Here is a 19,312-nt window from a genome sequence, read left to right as displayed (position 1 = left end):
AGCAGAGTGATTTATGGAAGTGACCCTTCTTTGCACTGGTTATGCCGGGTTGGCACAGCCAGCCCACGTCATGGGGACAGGTACGCAAGGACGAGGCGTATGAGGATACTGATAACCGGCGCCGCAGGTTTTATCGGGTTCCATACTGCCAGGCGTCTATGCAACGATGGCCACCAGGTTGTTGGTATCGATAACCTCAACAACTACTACAGCGTAGAACTCAAACAGGCTCGGCTTGCGCAGTTGGCTGAATGCCGCAACTTCAAGTTCCAGTTGCTGGACGTGGCAGACAAACAAGCGCTGCTGGCGTTATTCGCTGAAAACAGGTTCGAGCAAGTCATTCACTTGGCCGCCCAGGCCGGTGTGCGCTATTCCATCGACCACCCGGACACTTACGCGCAAAGCAACCTGGTGGGATTCCTTAATGTATTGGAAGCCTGCCGCGCGCAACTACCCGCGCACTTGATTTACGCGTCAAGCAGTTCGGTGTATGGAATGAATGATCACTTGCCATATGCCACGACCGACGCTGTCGATCGGCCGATGTCGTTCTATGCCGCCACCAAGCGCGCCAATGAACTGATGGCCCACTCCTACTCGCATCTCTACGGAATTCCCACGACCGGCCTGCGTTTTTTTACCGTGTACGGGCCTTGGGGTCGACCTGACATGGCGTTGTTCAAGTTCACTGACGCGATCCTTAAAGGTCGCCCCATTGACGTGTACAACGACGGCGCGATGTCTCGGGATTTCACCTATATCGACGACATCGTCGAGGGTATTGTGCGGCTGATCCCGCTACCACCTACCGATGAGACCGGCGCACGAAACAAGGTCTACAACATCGGCTTTGGCGCGCCGGTCAAGCTTCTTGAATTTATCGAGTGCATTGAAGAGGCGCTGGGAACCTGCGCAATAAAAAATTTCATGCCGTTGCAGTCAGGCGACGTCCTGAACACCTGGGCGGACACTCGTGAGCTGGAGGCGCGCATAGGTTTTCGCCCGCAGGTCTCGGTGGCTGCCGGCGTGCAGTCCTTTGTCGCCTGGTACCGCAATTATTACGGCGTCTAGCCACCCACTTCGCGTTTTATCTACGGAAACGTCATGCAAGAAACTCCTTATGTGTCGGTCCTGATCCCGGCAAAAAACGAAGCAGGCAATCTCATTCCACTTCTGGAGGAAGTGCGGGCTGCGCTGGCCAATGAGCACTTTGAAGTCATCGTAGTAGACGACGGGAGTACCGACGCCACCGCCAGCGAATTGCGAACCCTGCAAAGTAGCGGCTACAAGCAATTGCGGGTGCTCAGTCATGCCCGCTCCCTGGGGCAAAGCACCTCGATTTACCACGCCGCCGAACGGGCGCGTGGGCATTGGCTGGCAACACTGGATGGCGACGGACAGAACGATCCGGCCGATCTGCCGAAAATGCTCGACCTGGTAAGAGGTTCGGAAGGCAAACCCGGAGGCGTCAAGCTGGTGGCCGGTCACCGCGTAAACCGCCGGGACACGGCGAGCAAACGCTGGGCATCGCGATTTGCCAACAATCTGCGCAGCAGGCTGCTGCAAGACCAGACCCCCGATACCGGGTGCGGTATCAAATTGATCGAACGCGCGGCGTTTTTGCGCCTGCCCTATTTCGATCACATGCACCGCTTTATCCCCGCACTGATCCGTCGCCACAACGGCCGAATGCTGGTTCAGCCGGTGAATCACCGTGAGCGTGGAGCCGGTGTCTCCAACTACGGAAACCTCGACCGGGCCCTTGTGGGCATTGTGGATTTATTTGGGGTGTGGTGGCTGATAAAGCGCACTCGCCTGGAAGTCAGTGCACAAGAGACCGAGGTTTGACATGGGTAGAGAATCTTTGTGGCTGGCCATTGGTTTCGTGGGGCAATTGGCATTCACCGGGCGGTTTGTCCTGCAGTGGCTGTACAGCGAATACAAGAAACGCAGCGTGATCCCTGTCGCGTTCTGGTACTTGAGCATCGTTGGCAGTGCGCTGTTGCTGGCCTACGCCATCTACCGCGAAGACCCGGTATTTATTGTCGGCCAGTCCTTCGGTTTCATCGTGTACCTGCGCAATTTGCAGTTGATCGCAAAGCATCGTGAACAGGAAAACCTCGAAACGGATAACAAGGACTGAGACGGTGCGGATACGACTATCTTCTTCGCGGTTGGAGCTTTTGGCTCTTGTGGTGTTGACGCTGGTCATGGTGGGCGCCGGTATTGGCTGGCGCCAGCCGTTGAATGTCGATGAAGAGCGCTTTCTCGGCGTAGCCTTGGAAATGCTGCAGAACGGTTCGTGGTTTATCCCGCATCGTGCTGGCGAAATTTACGCGGATAAACCCCCGCTTTTCATGTGGGCCGTGGCGCTGTTCGTGCAGCGTACCCACCTGCCCAAAGTTGCCCTGTACTTGCCGGCGCTGTTGGCGGGTGCCGTGACTACGGCCTGCTTGTATGACCTGGGCCGTCGCTTGTGGGGGCGGCGTGCAGGCGTAATTGCAGCGATATTGTTTCTCGCCACTTACCAGACCTACAGCATTTTACGGACGGGGCAGATCGATGGTTTTCTGGCCCTTTGGACGATTCTGGGGATCTATGGCCTGTGCCGGCATCTGTTGCTCGGTCCGGCGTGGCGTTGGTACTACGTAGCCTGTGCCGCCATGGGGTTTGGAATCATCAGCAAGGGCGTGGGCTTTCTGCCGGTATTGATGCTGATCCCTTACGCCTACGCGGTGCGCAAAGGCTGGAAAGGGGTGGTGCCGATGCCGGGCAAGGCGGGGGCCTGGTGGCTGGGGTTGCTGGTGGCGTTGGCAGCCATTGCGGTCTGGCTGGGACCTCTGGTGGTGATCGTGCTGCAGGGCAGTGCCGATAGCCTGGCTTATGCCCAGGAAATCTTGCTCAAGCAAACCGCTGGCCGTTACGCCAACGCTTGGGAGCACCGCGAACCCTTCTGGTATTTCTTCGCCAAGGTCATCCCGAAATACTGGGTGCCGATCTTTTTCATGCTCCCGTGGCTGGTGCCCGCCTGGCGCAAGCAACTGGCCAAGCACGACGGTCGAGTGCTGGTGCTACTCGGTTGGGTGGTCCTGGTGTTGCTGTTTTTCAGCCTGAGCAGTGGCAAACGCAAGCTGTATATCTTTCCTGCGTTGCCCGCGCTGATCCTGCTGGTGGCGCCACTCATTCCCTGGATGCTGCGGCGTTGGTTCAGCAAGCGTCCCTGGGGCAGGACGGTATTTGTTGCACTGACCGCGGTGTGGTTGTGCGCGTGGTTGGTCCGCGGCTTCATCGAGCCCCATAAAGAAGGGGTCAACCCCCACGAAACCCTCATGCGTGACGTCGCACGGCTGACCGGGAATGCCGAGTTGGTGCTGGTCGGTTGGCGTGAGGGGCATTGGTTGTTCGCGCAGCAACCTGTCGTGCATTTCGGCTTTATGAACAACCAGGCCCTGGAGCAATCAGCACTGTGGCTTCGTGACCATCCGCAAGCCTATGCGTTGGTGCCCGCGCAGGATTTGTCGCGCTGTTACGACCCGCAAAAAGCTCGCCGTGTGGGTGATACCTCGAGGGCTGAGTGGTTCCTGGTTGGCGCTGACGCGGACAACCATGTTTGCCAGCCCCCGGCACCCCACAAGATTTATCCATTCGCGTGGAAGCATTCCCTGTGAGGACCGGAGTTGTTCTATGAATATTCAAGTGAATCATGATGTGGTGTTGCGAAAACCAAAGCGACGCCATGGCCTGCGCATTGTTATTTCAGTGTTGTTGTTAGGTGTGCTTGGGACGATTTCCTCGCGTTTCTACTGGCACCAGCAGCTGTTCCACTCTGTAGCGCAAACCTGGCGCGGTGGCAGTCAAGCAACTGGCTTATGGCTGCCAGGCTTTGTGCCTGATGTTGTGGCCAAGCCGGTAGAGGGTATTGAGGAGGACATCTCGGGGATCACCTACGACTACGACCATGACCGGCTGCTGACCATTACCAACGGCGGGCTGATGCAAATTGTTGCCCTGGACCGCGCTGGTAAAGTGCTTGAGCGCTATCTGCTCGAGGGTTTTGACGATACCGAAGGATTGGCCTACATGGGCAATGGTCGAGTCGTTGTCACTGAAGAAGGCGATCAACGCCTGACGTTTATCCAGCTGCCCGAGAAGTCGGCGACCATTCGAAAGGGAGCAGATCCGTTCATCACCGTAGGTATCAACCTGAGCACAAACAACAAGGGCTTTGAAGGGGTGACCTATGACCCTATGACGGACCGTTTGTTTGTGATCAAGGAGCGCGATCCGCGACAGCTCTATGAAATTGATGGCGTGTCGAAAAGCCTGAATGGAAACCTGTCCATCAACCTGATCGATCGAACTGATTGGGTGAACCATGAATTTTTCGGGCGTGACATCGCCGACGCTTATTACGATCCGGGCACTGGCCACCTGGTCATGCTCAGCGAGCAGTCCAAATTATTGATTGAACTGGATAAGGAAGGCCGTTTTGTCAGCTACAAGAGTCTGCTCGAAGGTGTGAAGGATTTCTTTTCGTCCAAGTCGCATCCGGAAGGCGTAACCATGGATGCGCAAGGCCATTTGTATGTCGTGTCGGAGCCAAACCTGTTCTATTCGTTTACGCGCAAGCCTTGAAGTCGACGAAAAACACAGTGGACTGATCCGTTGAGCAGACTCACGCAATCTCGTGCGTCTTTGGCAAGGAGTAGGGCGTGTATGAGTACAGAAAGTGAGGCATTACGGCCAGTGCAAGCCGCGCGGCGTGCGCTGGATTGGCAAACCTTGGGCGTGGCGGTGTTGCTCCTGCTGCTGTTTTACTGGGGGCTGGGTAGTTTGCCGTTCATGAGCGTCAATGAAGCCCGGCGCGCCGTGACGACACGGGAAATGCACGAGGCAGGTCAATGGCTGCTGCCGTACATGAATGGCGAGCTGTACCTGTCCAAGCCGCCGCTGTTCTATTGGCTGGCCCTGGTCAGCACGTCACTGCTGGGCAGCCTGAGCGAATGGAGCGTGCGCCTGCCTTCGGCGCTGTTTGCGACGCTGTGTTGCCTGACCTTGTATCGCCAGGCCAGCGCATTCGCCGGGCGACAAGTGGCGCTGCTGGCGGTAATGTTCCTGGCGGCGAATGCCGGTTTCAGCCTGTTTGCCCGCCGGGCAGAAATCGAAATGCCTTTGACCGGATTGTGTCTGCTGGCACTGTTTTGTGCATGGCGCTTTCTGTTCGAGCAAGGCGCTCGCACCTGGGTATGGCTCAGTTACGGGGCACTCGGCTGTGCCTTGCTGACCAAGGGGCCGGTCTGCCTGTTGTGGGTGACGGCACCGATCCTGGTCTGCGCGTTGATCAGTCGCGATCGCCTGGCCCGAGCTTTTCTGTGTGACGGCTGGGGCTGGTTGCTAGCGATACTGGTTGGGGTTTCCTGGTATCTGGCGGTGTCGATGCAGGAGGGCTGGGGCGTCTGGTCGGCCATCCTCAATGAAGACATCGTCAAGAAAATCAATGGCCAGGGGGCAGAAGCCTGGTACGCCTATCTGTTGTATCTGGCCGGGGATTTCTTTCCCTTCTGGCTGATATTACTGGTGCGGCCGCGGCAACTCTGGCGCGCCATCCGCCTGAGCCCGCAGTTGACCCTGTTGCTGTGCTGCATTCTGGTACCGCTGCTGTTGTTCTCGCTGTTCACCGAAAAGCACGCCAAGTACCTGTTGCCAATCTACCCGGCCATCGCCCTGCTGTTGGCCTGGCACTGGAGTCAACTGCTGACCCAGGTTCGGCGGCCTTGGCAGCGCTGGTGTCTGCGGGTTACTCCGGTCGTGGTACTGGCGGGATACACGCTGTTCTACCTGGGTCTTGAGGGGCGAGTGTTCGCCCATCGAATCGAAGGGCTTGCGCAGATCGAGGCCGCCACCGACGCCTACCCGAACGTCCCGGCCTACAGTTTGGGCGATGCAGACATTCGCCTGGTCTATTACATGGGGCGGCCCGTCAGTTCGATCAACGCGTCACAGGCCGGCAGTGTAGCCCATGCACCGGGCCTGCTGTTTGTCCAGGAGCCGCTGCCGGCGGCGTTGCAAGCCCTGGCACCTTGCACCCTGACACGTGTCCAGTCGTACCTCAAACCCAAGCGTTCGGCCGTGCTGCTCGGGCTGGGCTCATTGTGCGCCAATCCGGGCCAGGCTGAATAACCCATGTTGCTGATCGATTTGATGAAATTTTGCTTATTGTTCGTGTAGATTTACCACCCCTCCAAGATGAGTCGTGATTCAGTGCATGTGAGACAGGAGTGTCCTCATGCTTTTGACTTGTCGACCCATCGGCACAACAAATTCAAACCTGGAGGGGAGCACGACAAGGAGTTTTTAATGCGTTTGCCCGCTTCAGCCCCTCTGCGTTTCCTGTTGATGATCACCGGCCTGTGGCTAGTGGTTTTTTTCCTCACCCGCCTGGTGTTATTCGCTACCCACCTTTCAGAGGCGGGTACAGCCTATGCGTCGATCTTTGGGATTGGCGCCTTGTACGACCTGAGTTTTTTGCTGTACGCCGCACTGCCAATGAGCCTGTATGTGCTGCTGTGTCCGCCCGCATTGTGGCGCTCGCGTGGGCATCGCTGGTTCTTGCAAGGGCTGCTGACGCTCAGTGTTTTCGCCATGCTGTTTACGGCGGTGGCTGAATGGCTGTTCTGGGACGAGTTCGGCGTGCGCTTCAATTTCATCGCCGTGGATTACCTGGTGTACTCCGACGAGGTGCTGAACAACATCCTGGAGTCCTACCCAATCGGCAAATTGCTTGGCGCGCTGGCGGTGATCGCGGTTGTCATTTGCATTGCCTTGCACAAGCCTCTACAGCGGGTGTTGGGTGCGCCATTGCCTTCCTGGCGCCAGCGTTTATCGAGTATCGGCGTGATTTTCGCCTTGAGTGCTGTGGTTCTTCTGGTCGTCGACCAGGACACACCACGTGGCAAGGGCGGCAATACCTATCAACACGAGCTGGCCAGCAATGGTCCCTATCAGTTCTTTGCCGCCTTTCGCAACAACGAGCTGGACTACGATCAGTTCTATGGCACCTTGCCGGCGGAGGTAGTTGGCAAGCAAATCCATCAGGAGCTGGCGGAAAGTGGCGTGCAATTCATCGACAAGGATTCGCTCGATGTCCGCCGTACCGTGACCCCGAACGATAAGACCCAGCGACATAATATTGTCCTGGTGACTATCGAAAGTTTCAGCGCCAAGTACATGGGCAGCAATGGGAACCCCGACAACCTGACGCCCAACCTCGATCAACTGCGCAAAGAGAGCCTGTACTTCAACAACTTCTATGCCACCGGCACCCGGACGGACCGCGGCCTGGAAGCCATAACACTGTCTATCCCGCCGACCCCGGGACGCTCCATTGTCAAACGGGTTGGTCGTGAAAGTGGTTTCGCCAGCCTGGGCCGACAGCTCAATCACGTCGGTTACGACAGCGTGTTCGTGTACGGCGGCCGTGGCTACTTTGACAACATGAATGCCTTCTTCGGCGGCAATGGTTATCGGGTCGTAGATCAAAGCAGCGTCGATGAAGCCGAGATTCATTTCAAAAATGCCTGGGGTATGGCTGATGAAGACCTCTACCAGCAAACGCTGAAGCTGGCAGACGAGAATTTTGCCAAGCAGAAACCGTTCCTGCTGCAACTGATGACCACCTCCAACCATCGTCCATACACTTACCCTGAAGGCAGGATCGATATTGCGTCCGGTGACGGGCGTGACGGCGCGGTGAAATACACCGACTATGCGATCGGCAAGTTTCTGGAAGCAGCTCGAAAGAAAGCCTGGTTCGACGACACGATTTTCGTCTTTGTCGCTGACCACACCGCTGGCAGCGCGGGCAAGGAAGACTTGCCGATTCGTAACTACCAGATCCCTTTGTTCATCTATGCGCCCAAACTCATCGCGGCGCGTGAAGACAGCCAGCTGGCGAGTCAGATCGACCTGGCGCCAACCCTCTTGGGTCTGTTGAATCTCAATTACGAGTCGACATTCTTCGGTCGCGATTTGCTTCAACCTTCCACCTTGCCGCCCCGCGTGTTAGTCGGTAATTACCAGCACCTTGGCTTGTTCGATGGTAAAGACCTGGCGATTCTCAGCCCCCGGGCGACCTTGCGACGCCACGATGACGCGCTGGGTGCAAGCCATGAAGTGACGGTTCAGCTCGACGACCCGCTGGTCGCGCGTGCAATTACCTATTACCAGGCCGCCAGTTATGGGTTCACTCATCGTTTATTGAATTGGCCCGGTAGTGAACGTATTGCCACGCAATAGCTAGCGCCATTGATCGCCCCCTTTTCCCGTCTATTGGGCGGGGGCCGATCAATCACTTGAGGGACGTTCGCCGGATATCAAGTCGCGAATGGCGTTTATGGCGCGTTCGCGCGCGCTGGCGAGCAATTGCGGGGAAACCAACGGCGCTTGCAAAAGCCCTTGGGGCAGGGGCATGACGCCAAGCGCAATGTGCGCCTGTTCGAATTGTCGTTCGCGCCTGATCACTCCGCCCGACACGAGTTTGAAATAGAACCTGCTGAAGCCTTCTTGCTGCTTGGGCGTGCCACGTACCCCCGTTGTCCGGTCGATGACCCCCAGTCGCTGTTCCAGTGTGTGGCGAAGCCGGGCCTTGCCCTTGCGTTGGATAGGCAGCGGAAATACCGCGACCGGACGCCCGGTCATGCAAGCCTCTGTGAGCATTGAAAGGCTGTCGCCGGTGACGATAAATCCATCCGCCAGGGCGAGAAATGCAGGGTAGGGGTTGTCTTGCGTCTCACCGAATCGATACGCCCAGCATGGAACGTCAATGGCAGAGAGCAACGCGTCGGTGGTCGTCGCCGATGAGCGCGGACTGGTCGATAACAGGATCGAGCCACCCAGGGCCTTGACCGCGGCATTGGCTTCACGGCCAAGTCGAACTTCTGATTCCGTGTCCATACAATAAGGTGCGGCACTGGCTCCCACGAGGACGGCGATCCAGGGGCGCGGCAGTGCAGCGAAGCGCTGGCGCCATAGCGCCAGTTGCGCCTGATCCAGCGTACGCGGATTCATGTACGGGGCAGGGAGTTCCACTACGTTGTCTGCCAGGGCAAGCCCATATTGTGGCGTCGACAAGACCAGGTCGAAGCGCCACAACGGGAGCTGGGCACGTCCCACATGGGCCAGTTTTGCCGTGCCCTTGGAGCGATGCTTGATCCATTGGGCAACCTGGGCGCAGCGCCGTCCTGCACTCAAGACCAGGTCTGGCCAGGGCGCGCTCAGGCCTGGGACTGGCCGTCTGGGCAACCGGGTGCCCAACAGGGCGTCGAGCAGATAAGGACGTGGGGGTGTGGTGATGTGTTTGCATTCGTAGGGCCAGCCCAGGGCGTCGGCCATGGCTATCAGCTGTGCATTGTCGCCGGCATGTTGACTCAGCAGCACCCAGACCTTGGGGTTCTCGGCCGCTTTGCGCCGTAATGCGTAGTCCGCGACGAAACGTTGCGTATGGCCTTTTTCATCCACGCAATCAAGCTGCCAGCAACGATCCGGGTAGCGCCGCGCGATGCGCCGCAGCAGTCGTCGCCAGCCGCTGACAGAACTGGTCATTGAACCATCGCCACTGAGCCTTGCGTGAATATAGAGCAATCGGGAAGCCTGGTTGAACAGGCGATCCATGACCCAGGGCAAGTCTTCCGGCGGCAGCTTTTCAAGACCCTGGGCCGCGATGAAATCCTGGGGAGGTAAATCCACCTGGCGAAGCTGCTCGATATCCAGTTGCCTGACCGTCGGGCCGTGTGCCTCCGTGGGTTGCCAACGCCCGATCAACCCGAGATTCGTACACTGCAGCTTGCGACTGAGCAGCCTGACATCCTGCGGGATAAGCGCCGGTAGAGTGGTGGCTTCCCGGCTGCAGTGGACGAATCGCGGACTGGGCTGTGCTGCCGTGTAGAGCTCATACCCACTAGCGTCCGCCGCCTCCTCAAGGCTGAGAAAAATCTCCGCGTAGGGATGAATCTGATAGCTGTATTGTGCCGGCAGAGGTCGCCAGGGCTGCAGATGCAGCGTCGTGTAATGCAGCAACCGGGACTCGCCGTGTTTGTATTCCAGGTCGCGAGCATGCCAGATGGCATCCAGTACGCCGAAGCAGCCCGGTATCTCGGAGGCGAGCGCATGCAGCTTTTTTTTGCTGGTCGTGGTGGCTGCTTGCATGTTCCAGCAGCAGTGCATCCGTTCGCAGTCGATGAGCATGACGGCCGTTTCCCTGGGCGCGAGCGCCAGATAGCCGTGCTCGCCCATCGGTTGGTCGAACAGCTCGGCCGGGTCGGCGGTGTAGAGTTGATCGACGTCGTTGTACAGCGCGCGACCGTGGCGCCCCGCCAGGTCCGGGATAGCGAAGCGGTAATTGGTAAAGCCGGTGCGCCAGCCCGCCTGGTTGAAGCCGGGCAGGCCGGTCATGCGGTAGACCTCATAACGGCGGTCCGGGTTGCGCACCTGTTCCAGCGCATAGACAAACATGCGCTCAGCGCGATATTGGGCAGGTTCGGTACCCAGGAATATGCGCACGGCAGGTGCGTGCGGTGCCCCGGCTCGGGCTGCCAAGACGATCGGCTCGATACGCGGTATCGCGATGTGTTCCCCAATGTCCCCTGGGGTAGCGGGGGCATAGGTACCGATGCTTGAGGACGACTGTGCTGAACCCTCCAGGCGCATGGGCGTTTCCTCGGAACATTAATCTCCACAGCATAGAGCGAAATACGCAAGTCGAGGATAAAGTTTGCGTGCGGTGTTTTTTTGAATCGAGGCGATGGGCGGGTGTCGAAAGGTTTAACTCAGCGAATGGATTGTTCTAGTCTTCCAAGCAAGTCTTTAAGTGATCGCAGGGTCCTGCTCGTTCAAATCCTTAAATGGGAGCCCGGGAGAAATGGGTCTATTCGAACAACGCACCCGTACAGCTGCAATCTTGTTGAGCGCCGGCCAAGGACGACGGCTTCTTCCCTATACGACGAACACCCCCAAGTGCCTGATCGAAGTCGGCGGGCAGCGGGTCATAGAATGGCAGATCGATGCGCTGATGGCCGCCGGGATAAGCCGGATCACCGCGGTCATCGGCTATGGCGCAGAGCAGGTCGAACGGGCCCTGAACGAACGTTACGGGCCTGGCGTCATTTCCACGATCTACAACCCGTTCTTTGAGGTCGCCGATAACCTGGCCAGTTGCTGGATGGCTCGCCAGATCATGCATGACGATTTCATCCTGCTCAATGGCGATACGTTATTCGACCAGCCAGTCCTGGAGCGATTGCTTGATGCACCGGCCAGGGCGATTACACTCGCGGTGGACAAGAAACTGGCGTACGACAGCGACGATATGAAAGTCCAGCTGATCGGTGATCGAATCAGCGCCATCGGTAAACTGATTCCGCTCGATGATGTCGACGGGGAGTCTATCGGCATGATGCATTTTCAGGCCGGCGGAGGACCACTGTTTCGTAGTGCGCTGGAAGACAGCATGCGACGTCCTGAAGCCTTGCAAAGGTGGTACTTGAGCATCATCGATCACCTCGCAGGGACTACCGGGCAAGTGTTCGCGCAGTCCATCGAAGGATTGGGCTGGGCCGAGCTGGACTTTCCTGCCGATCTCAGGGCTGCGCAGGCACTGGTCAGGCCCTGGGTATGCCGCAAGCAAGGGACGGCAATTACCCTCGCGGAGGGAGAGTAGGGCTGCTCGTAAGGTGGGGTTTCAAGCCCGTCTATCGACCAGGCAGGCAGTCACAATGAGACTCGATGCTGGGCTCAAAGGTCTCGTGCAAGGAAGAATATTCCCAGCGTTCGACGGTGACGCGCCTTGTTTGTTTGTCCAGATGGATTCGATTGAACGAATTGGGGGCATTGCCGCGTATACGTGAGGAGAGGGTCGTTCCGGCCTGCACCCCCCAGATTTCCTTGGACAATGCGCCATATTGCGTGCTGAGTGCCAGCACATAGGGAAGATGGATGTGCCCCCCCATCACCAGGTCGAGCCCGGACGAGGCCCAGCGTTCCAGCGCAGCCCCCGCACCGATCTGCAGATTGCGCCGGTCGCTGGCGACGATTGCGCCGAACGGCTGATGAGCGACGACGATGCGCAGTTTTTGCGGATCGCATTTCTGTAGCCGCTCAGCCACTTCCTCGACTTGTCGGGCAGTGACCTTGCCGTCTTTGCGGCGTGCCGGGTGGGTGGTGTTCAAGCAAATGATCAAGGCATCGTCATTCTCGAAAACGGGTGCGAGATTGCTGTCGATGTACTTGTAGTAATTCCCATAGGGTGCAAACAGGCGCGCGAACAGGTTGAACATGGGGATATCGTGGTTGCCGGGGATCGTCAGGACTTGCGGTATTCCATAGCCCTTGATGCGGTTGATGAATGCCTGCGCCGAGGCGAACTGCCCGCGCCGGGCGCGCTGTGTAATGTCTCCGGAGAAAAGGACCAGGTCGGCGCCGTAGGCCTTGACGTGCGTTTCAAAGGCTTGCATGACGGGGAGCTGTTCGGTGCCGAAATGGGTATCGGAAATATGCAGGAGACGGGTCATCGTTGCTGGACATCCTCTATACCCGACAGGGCTTGGCGCTTAATTTTTCGTCCGTTGGTGCCACTGACCACGTTCTTTGCCACTGTTCATGGGGTGCCTCCATTGTTCGCATTGCGAGCAGCAGCGTCTTCAGCGAAGCCGGCGGCTTTTGAGCAGGCGCCAGAGCAATGGCCAGCCGAAGAGCAGTGGAAAACGACGCAAGCGATGGGTCACGACGACAGGCTCACCCAAGTGGCGTTCCAGCTTCCATATGAGGTAGTCGACACCGTTTTCGAAGGTGAAAAAGGATTTGACCAACCGCGCCACGTTCAAGGTTCTTCCCTGGACCCGCCGCCATTTCCACAGACGTTCAATGCCTCGGCGCGTGGCCAGCGGGCAAAGGTTGCGATAACTGTCTTCTTCGCCCGTGCAGGCCGCCATTTGCTTCACCGCAGGCGCGGCTGCCTGGGTGATGCGCGAATAATAGTCCATGTCATGCCTGACGAGCTGCCTGGGTCGATCAGCTGACTCGGGACGCAGCTCGGTCCGGTAGGTCAGCGACAGTGATCTCTCCCACAGGTTGAAACTGTCGAATCGATCCGGCAGCGTGGCGACGCAGCGATCCATCAGGGTCATCACGGCTTGAGCCAGGGCGAAATGGATACGCTTGCGCGTTTCCTCGTCTTTGCAATAAACCAGCCGGCAGGGCTGGGCGAAGCGGGCCCAGAGGTAGCTTTGAAACCATGAACCGGTTCCCGCCTCGAAGTCCTGCAGCGACAGGATGGCGCATTTGGCATGGAGTATTTGCCCATCGGCCGCCGCAGCCCTGACGAGGATCACCGTGGGTGGCAGCCAGGCATTGGCGAGCTGCTGCAAGCGCGTGTGATGAGCGTGAGCGTAGCTATCGACCAGCGCATAGACATCGACCAGGCCATCGGTGAGATCGCCGTTGCGCAGGCATGAACCGTAGACCAGCAGCGCCACCAATGCATCGCCCAGGCGTGTGTGCAATGCCTGGACAATGGCCTGCACCTCGTCAGGCATCGGCTGCGTGCACTGCTCACTGACCTGTTCAAGCAGCTTCGCAGGGGGCGGCGGGCAAGCTTCAGGCATCATTGAGGCCCGAGCGGGGCGCGAACATCCGCACGATCAAGCGGTCGCGTTCGGCGCTCATGTCGATTCGGCTGAGCCAGGGCTGTGGCGGCTGGCCTCGGTGTTTCAAGACAAGGGCGGACATCGTGCGCACCCCCAGGATCAGCGTCGAGACGCAGGTCCAGACGGCCACCCAGATCAACGCCGTGTCATGGGCATCAAACGCCCATAAGCTGGTCAGTATGAGCAAGTTGGGATTGCGCCGTGCGGTGATCAGCCGGTTGAGTGAGTCGAAGGGGCGCCAGAGAAATAGCGAAAAAGGCGCGGCCAGCTTGAACGCACCTTCGCATAGCCTGCCTGCGACATAGCCCAGGCAAATGGCCCAGAGCACGGGCTCGAGGGGTATGGCCGAATCCCACGTTGCCTCGTAGCCCAATCCCCAGGCGATGTACCAGAGCGGCGGGTGAATCAGGTCCAGGCCATGGTCGAAAAGGTTTCCGAAGCGCGTGGAGGTCACGGTGACGCGTGCCAGCTTGCCATCCACCGTATCCAGGAACGTCATCAACCAGCCGGCCAGCAGGCCCGCGCCAAATAATCCATGCCAGAAAAGATAGCCTGCCGCGATGGCCAGGACATAGCTGGCTGCCGTGACCTGATTGGGACTTAGCCCCAGCCGCACGCACCAGACGGTGGCCCAGCGAGCGGGGACAGGCCAGATCGCCCGGGTGATGAAATCGGTGACGCCCTTGTAGGAGCCGTTGAACAGGGACTTCTCAAGATGCGCCTGGTTGGCGGCGGTGATTTGCGCGACCCAGGGAGGATCGAATTTGCGCAGTTGCGTCTGCATCGCGGTGGCCACGGTGCCGGGAACCACTTTGCGCAATCCGGCGACAGCGTCAGTGTCCAGGCTGGGCAAGTGGGCGAGCCGCTCGACACTGGCGTGGGCGGCGACAATGGTGCCGGTGCGCGGGTCCTGTAGCGCGATCTCAGGCGTTGCCAGCAGCCCCTGGAGCACGCGGTCGTCGTAAAGGTAATCCTCGCGCAGCAGGACCACCTCGCCTTGCGCCGGCAACGGATCGTTCGCGTTGCACAGATGGGCGTTGGGAAACTTTGCGAGCATACGGCCCACTCGCTCCCTGGAAGTCAGTCCCCACAGCCGCACCGGGCAGCTACAGATCAGGTATACGGGAGTCTTCATGGTTGGTTGCGCCTGCGCCGAATCACATTGATTGAAGGAGCGGGCGCCAACGCCCTGTCCATTGAACAGCATGACGGTTTCAACGACTGCCCCGGTCCAGATACGCCACGATCATGATAGCCACTACAAGCAAGACCAGGGCCGGCCCCAAAGTAGTGACCAGAATGTTCATTTTTAGCAGTAGACCGAGGTTTACGATGATCTGATTACTTACATAGACCATTAACCCGACCAGCGCACCCAAAGCCAGCCGTGCACCCAGGTTGGGCGAGCGCGGTTGTGCGAAGGCAAACGGGATGGCGAACAGGATCATCGCCAGGGTCAGGATCGGTCGCCCGAGCTTTTGCCACATCGCCATTTCGTATTGTGCCGATGGCTGGCCCGAGCCTTTGAGGTACGCGATGTAGCGGTAGAGCTGGCGTGCAGACAGGCTTTCGGTCGGCAGCGTAATGTCGCCCAATCGCGCACTGCCAAAAATCGAACGCCAGGGCATTTGATCGAGTTGTTGCGTCGTTTCAGCGCCCTGGTCCCACTGTTTTACCTGGACATTGTTCAAACGCCACTGGCCTGCGTCCAATATGTCCGCCGTCTCGGCAAAGATGTAGGAAACCAGTGAGCGGTCGTTGTCGAACCTGAAAATCTCAATATTGACCGGCAACCGTTTGTGCGCAAGATTGCCAATACGGACGATCTGATCGTCCTGTCGAGCCCAGACGCTGCCTTGATCGTTGCTCGCCTGCGCACCGGCGGCGATGGCTTCGTTGCGCAGCTCCAGGCCATTTTGCTGCAGGGGAGAGGCCACCCACTCATCCAGCGCCGCCCATGACAGCGCCAGCGCGAGACCGGCCACTGTTGCCGTGAACCCGATCCGGGCAATCGACAGCCCTGTAGCGCGCATGACCGTCAGTTCCCGTGTGGCTGACAATTGCCCCAGCGCGGCAATGCCACCCAGCAGTGCGATAAAGGGGCCAAGCTCGACGACACGGCGCGGCAGCGTCAGGAACACGACTTCGATGGCCTGGCTCAATCGATACCCGCCGGGCGCGACGTCGTCTAATTCACCCACCAGGTCAAGGGTGGTGAACAACGGTAGCAGCAGCGCTGCCGCGGCCGCGAAACCGAAGAACACATGGCGGGTAATGTAGCGATCGAGGATTTTCATCGATAGCCGAACCGAAAGTTTGCCAGGTCGCGCGCCAGGAAAACCAGCAGGGCCAGGCTCATCAGCAGGGGCACTGTCCACAAGCCCGGATACAAGGGCAGGGTACTGTTGCCTACCATCGTCTTGCAGATGTCCGCTGCGTAGTAGATCACCGCGAAGACGGCGGTCACGGGCAGCAGGGTCGCAAACCGTCCCTGCCTGGGTCGGGTACGGCTTAACGGAATGGCGAGCAACGCAAGGACCATGGCGCTTACACCCCGCGTCTGGCGCCATTGCAATTCAGCTTTGTCCGAGGGCGCGCTGGAAGCCTTCAGCACTTCGTTGGGGGCTGCCTTGCGCTTACCCTCGGCGGCCCGTTCGATGGGTAGCAAGTGCAGTCGCATATGCTCGAACTTTTCCGAAATGTCCCGGGAAGCACTGTGCTTGAGCAAATAGGAATGGCCTTGCGTCAACTCCACGATCGGATCGTCCGGATTCGGATCCAGGATTCTCGCTTGCCTGGCGCGAAATACACGGGTTTTCGAGTCACCCGGGTCATAGATCAGTACATCGTGGAGGCGGCCATCAGTGCGGTCGATGCGTTGCGCCAGGATCATCCTGCCGTTTTCATTGTTCAGATTGAACCGTTGCGCCTGCAGATGATTGACGTCCAGGTCTGTTCGCGATTGCTGTTCCAGCACATAGGCCTGCGTATAGGCCCAGGGGCGGCCGTAGAGCGACAGCATGGCCACCGCCAGTGAGATCGGAATAGCCAGCAACAGGACGGCTCGATAGATCCGCAGGGGACTTGCACCCGAAGCGGCTATCGCAATGATTTCAGAATCATGGCACAGCCGTCCCACCGCCAGTGTCACCGAGGCATACAACGCCACGGGCACCAGCATTTCCAGGGCAATCAGTACCTTGTAGAACACCATCGCCAGTACCGCTTGCAAGGCCAGAGTGCCCTCGACGGCGTCAGCGAGATACCGCTCTACCGAATAACTGGCAAAGATGAACACCAGGATGCTGACCATCACGATCACCGGCCGCCGGATCTCGGCGATCACGTAGCGTTCGATCAGGAACATGCCCTGGATCCCGGCCGGCAGCCTTGCCCATGCCGCGCTCGCGCGATTGAGCATTCCTGCCGCCAGGATCCATCAGGTATCGCTCGGTATCGATTGATTTCTCTGGGCATGAATTCTCTCCACCATTTGATAATCCAGCGGCGAATCGACATCGACAGCGGCCTCCGGGAAGGGCATGACCACCGCCCCGAGACTCACCCCCAACCGGTCGGAAAGCTGTTGCAGCGCTTGTTCCAGGGTCAATCGACCCAACAAATATCGCAGTACTCCTTCGACGCCCAGAGCGCCAGCGATGACACGCCTGGGATGCTTGCGATCGTGTTCGACCCGTTGCCAGTAGCTGGCGAGACGTCGCGCGTCCTCGGTCATGAAGGCGAACAGGTTGCTGCCGCAATAGGGGCCGCCGCGGAGCCGGATGCTGGTGCGCCGGGTGCCTGGAAAACCCGCCAGCACCGTGTCCAGCGGCGTTACCGCCACCACAAAGTCATGGCCGCTTGAAGTCGCTTGCGCAAGGAAATAGTCGACGATCTGCGGACTGAGCAGCGCATGATCCGCCGTGGTCACCAACACGGGACTGTCTGCGGGTTGACGCGCCAGCGCCAGCGCCGCGCTGGCGCTGGGGGAGTTGGCAGGTTCCAGCCAACTGACGCTGGCGCAGTCCAGCAAATGCGTCAACGAGGCCTCTTGCGCCATTAAATGTTGCGCAGGCCCCACGAGTACGATCCGGTCGATCCGGTCACTGGCCGCCAGCGCCTCGATGACGCGACGAACCATGGGAATCCCGGCCACCGGCGCCAATGCCTTGCAGCAAGTCCCGGCCATGGCGGCAACGGGATCGGCCGGCCCCCTGTCAGCAGCCAGGACCAGCGCGGTGAACGGCCTGAGCTCAAATGTGCTTTTCATAGATCCGGTAGCGCTTGTAGGCGGTGGCGCCGATTTGTTCGAGAATCTTGCGCATTACCGCGTTCGATTCCAGGATCCAGGACATTTCCAGGGCTTCTATGCCGCGCTTGACGAAGGGCGGCTTGAGCGCTTCGATCAACAGCAAGGCGAGTGCAGGCCCCAATCGGCTGAACTGGTAAGCCTGCTTGACGCCCATCAGGGGCACGCGTGCAGTCCGCGCACCTTTGACGTAAAGCCGCCACAGCAGGCGTAGCCAGCCAAAGGGCAGCAAGCGCCCGTCGAGCGAGGCGATCGCCTCGTTGATGTTAGGCATGGCCACGATAAACGCGCAGGGCTCGCCATCGACTTCGGCGATGTACAGCAAGTCCTTGGGGACCAGCAGCCTCAACTGGCTGCCAAGCTCGTAGAATTCGGATTCGGTGAACGGGACGAAACCCCAGTTGCGGCTCCAGGCGTCATTGAAGATTTCCCGCAGGATGAGCATGTCCCGCCGGAACTTACGGGGGTCCAGGGGCCTGATCACCACGCGCTTTCGCTCGCGCGCCATCATCGCCGTCAACGCTGGCGGGAAGTGCAATTGATCGGTGCGCATCCAGTAGGCGAGCAGATCCTTGGCTTGCCGGTAGCCAAGGGCGGCGAGCCTTTGGTCATAAAAACGCTGTCCGTGCCCCATCATGGCGCAAGGGGGATGATCGAATCCCTCTACCAGCAACCCGCTTTCCTGGTTGATGGTCAGGTTGAAGGGCCCCGTGATGCGTGCAGCGCCATGCTCGCGCAGCCAGGCTTCAGCAGCCGCGAACAGGCTGTCGAACACAGCGGGATCGTCCACCGCTTCAAGCATCCCGAAGTGCCCCGAATCATGGCCGTGCAATTGCCGGTGAAGACTGTCGACCTGTGCGGTGATCCGCCCCACGACTTCAGTTCCCGACCAGGCCAGCCACGCCTGCCATGTCAGGTGAGGGGAGGCTGGATTCTTTTGTGAAAGGAGTTCCTGACGCTCGTAATGGATCGGTTCGATCCAGCAAGGATCGTTGCGATACAGGGTGCCGGGGAAACTGATGAATGTCTTGAGGTCCAGGCTTGTGAGGACGGGTCGCGTAATGATTGGCAACTTCTTATTGATCATCGTTGGCCACAAAAGTCCGAAGCAGTTGAACTCGTATCTCTTTCTTAGTACCTCAGAGAGCGTAGCTGAAGTATTGGCGTAGGGCGTACGTGCAGAAAACAAGGGTGCCAGTGATTCGGTAAAAGCTCGGTAATCCGTGTAATGCTGTTCACTTTAGGTTTGGGGGTTGCAGGTGCATATTTGGATTGGGTGTTTATCCGTTGCTGCGGTAACGGCTAC

General features: G+C 58.8%; 16 protein-coding genes. 8 read left to right on the top strand and 8 right to left on the bottom strand.

What is annotated here, in order from left to right:
• The first annotated feature begins 99 nt into the window (after positions 1-99).
• The 7 genes from CGA21_RS08860 (at position 100) to CGA21_RS08830 (ending at position 8,295) form a co-directional block, all read left to right on the top strand.
• A complete protein-coding gene (locus CGA21_RS08860) occupies positions 100-1,071 on the top strand; it encodes an NAD-dependent epimerase (RefSeq protein WP_188264012.1) in 972 nt (323 codons plus the stop codon).
• Positions 1,072-1,104: 33 nt separating this feature from the next.
• On the top strand, positions 1,105-1,848 hold the full coding sequence (locus tag CGA21_RS08855; protein ID WP_188264011.1) for a glycosyltransferase family 2 protein: 744 nt from the start codon (positions 1,105-1,107) through the stop codon (positions 1,846-1,848).
• A gap of 1 nt (position 1,849) precedes the next feature.
• Entirely contained in the window at positions 1,850-2,143 is a 294-nt protein-coding gene (locus tag CGA21_RS08850; RefSeq protein ID WP_188264010.1) for a lipid-A-disaccharide synthase N-terminal domain-containing protein, read from the top strand.
• Positions 2,144-2,210: 67 nt separating this feature from the next.
• Positions 2,211-3,668 (top strand): ArnT family glycosyltransferase, encoded by a 1,458-nt coding sequence (locus CGA21_RS08845; RefSeq protein WP_188264085.1) that lies wholly within the window; start codon positions 2,211-2,213, stop codon positions 3,666-3,668.
• A gap of 16 nt (positions 3,669-3,684) precedes the next feature.
• Positions 3,685-4,635 carry an SdiA-regulated domain-containing protein gene (locus CGA21_RS08840; RefSeq protein ID WP_188264009.1) on the top strand — a complete coding sequence of 317 codons (951 nt, stop codon included), beginning with the start codon at positions 3,685-3,687 and terminating at the stop codon, positions 4,633-4,635.
• Positions 4,636-4,716: 81 nt separating this feature from the next.
• Entirely contained in the window at positions 4,717-6,180 is a 1,464-nt protein-coding gene (locus CGA21_RS08835) for an ArnT family glycosyltransferase (RefSeq protein WP_223194077.1), read from the top strand.
• A 177-nt stretch (positions 6,181-6,357) separates the two neighbouring features.
• Positions 6,358-8,295 carry an LTA synthase family protein gene (locus CGA21_RS08830; protein WP_188264008.1) on the top strand — a complete coding sequence of 646 codons (1,938 nt, stop codon included), beginning with the start codon at positions 6,358-6,360 and terminating at the stop codon, positions 8,293-8,295.
• 48 nt (positions 8,296-8,343) lie between these two features.
• Here CGA21_RS08830 and CGA21_RS08825 read toward each other — a convergent pair whose 3' ends face one another.
• On the bottom strand, positions 8,344-10,704 hold the full coding sequence (locus CGA21_RS08825) for an ELM1/GtrOC1 family putative glycosyltransferase (RefSeq protein ID WP_188264007.1): 2,361 nt from the start codon (positions 10,702-10,704) through the stop codon (positions 8,344-8,346).
• A 211-nt stretch (positions 10,705-10,915) separates the two neighbouring features.
• Between CGA21_RS08825 and CGA21_RS08820 the strand changes: the two genes are divergently transcribed.
• Positions 10,916-11,713: an NTP transferase domain-containing protein gene (locus tag CGA21_RS08820; RefSeq protein WP_110751341.1), complete on the top strand. Its 798-nt coding sequence runs from the start codon at positions 10,916-10,918 to the stop codon at positions 11,711-11,713.
• 31 nt (positions 11,714-11,744) lie between these two features.
• Here the strand turns inward: CGA21_RS08820 and CGA21_RS08815 are convergent, their stop codons facing one another.
• The 7 genes from CGA21_RS08815 to CGA21_RS08785 form a co-directional block, all read right to left on the bottom strand.
• Positions 11,745-12,563 (bottom strand): metallophosphoesterase family protein, encoded by an 819-nt coding sequence (locus tag CGA21_RS08815; protein ID WP_188264006.1) that lies wholly within the window; start codon positions 12,561-12,563, stop codon positions 11,745-11,747.
• A gap of 129 nt (positions 12,564-12,692) precedes the next feature.
• The gene (locus CGA21_RS08810; protein WP_223194076.1) at positions 12,693-13,586 is read right to left on the bottom strand and encodes a hypothetical protein; all 894 of its coding nucleotides are present in this window, start codon (positions 13,584-13,586) and stop codon (positions 12,693-12,695) included.
• Positions 13,587-13,647: 61 nt separating this feature from the next.
• On the bottom strand, positions 13,648-14,832 hold the full coding sequence (locus CGA21_RS08805; RefSeq protein ID WP_188264005.1) for a CDP-alcohol phosphatidyltransferase family protein: 1,185 nt from the start codon (positions 14,830-14,832) through the stop codon (positions 13,648-13,650).
• A 79-nt stretch (positions 14,833-14,911) separates the two neighbouring features.
• Entirely contained in the window at positions 14,912-15,994 is a 1,083-nt protein-coding gene (gene lptG / locus CGA21_RS08800) for an LPS export ABC transporter permease LptG (protein ID WP_110751345.1), read from the bottom strand.
• Entirely contained in the window at positions 15,991-17,118 is a 1,128-nt protein-coding gene (lptF, locus tag CGA21_RS08795; protein WP_223194075.1) for an LPS export ABC transporter permease LptF, read from the bottom strand. The genes lptG and lptF overlap by 4 nt, the downstream gene beginning before the upstream one ends.
• Before the next feature lie 18 nt (positions 17,119-17,136).
• Entirely contained in the window at positions 17,137-17,967 is an 831-nt protein-coding gene (locus CGA21_RS08790) for a nucleotidyltransferase family protein (protein ID WP_110751347.1), read from the bottom strand.
• A complete protein-coding gene (locus CGA21_RS08785; protein WP_188264004.1) occupies positions 17,951-19,093 on the bottom strand; it encodes an N-acetyltransferase in 1,143 nt (380 codons plus the stop codon). Before CGA21_RS08785 ends, CGA21_RS08790 begins: the two co-directional genes overlap by 17 nt.
• Positions 19,094-19,312 lie beyond the last annotated feature (219 nt).

Origin of the sequence: Pseudomonas sp. PSB11 (genome assembly GCF_014596605.1) — a bacterium.
In the GTDB taxonomy this organism is placed as follows: Bacteria; Pseudomonadota; Gammaproteobacteria; order Pseudomonadales; family Pseudomonadaceae; genus Aquipseudomonas; species Aquipseudomonas umsongensis.
The sequence above is the reverse complement of the archived record's forward strand: the minus strand, read 5'-3'. Positions and strand labels throughout refer to the sequence as shown.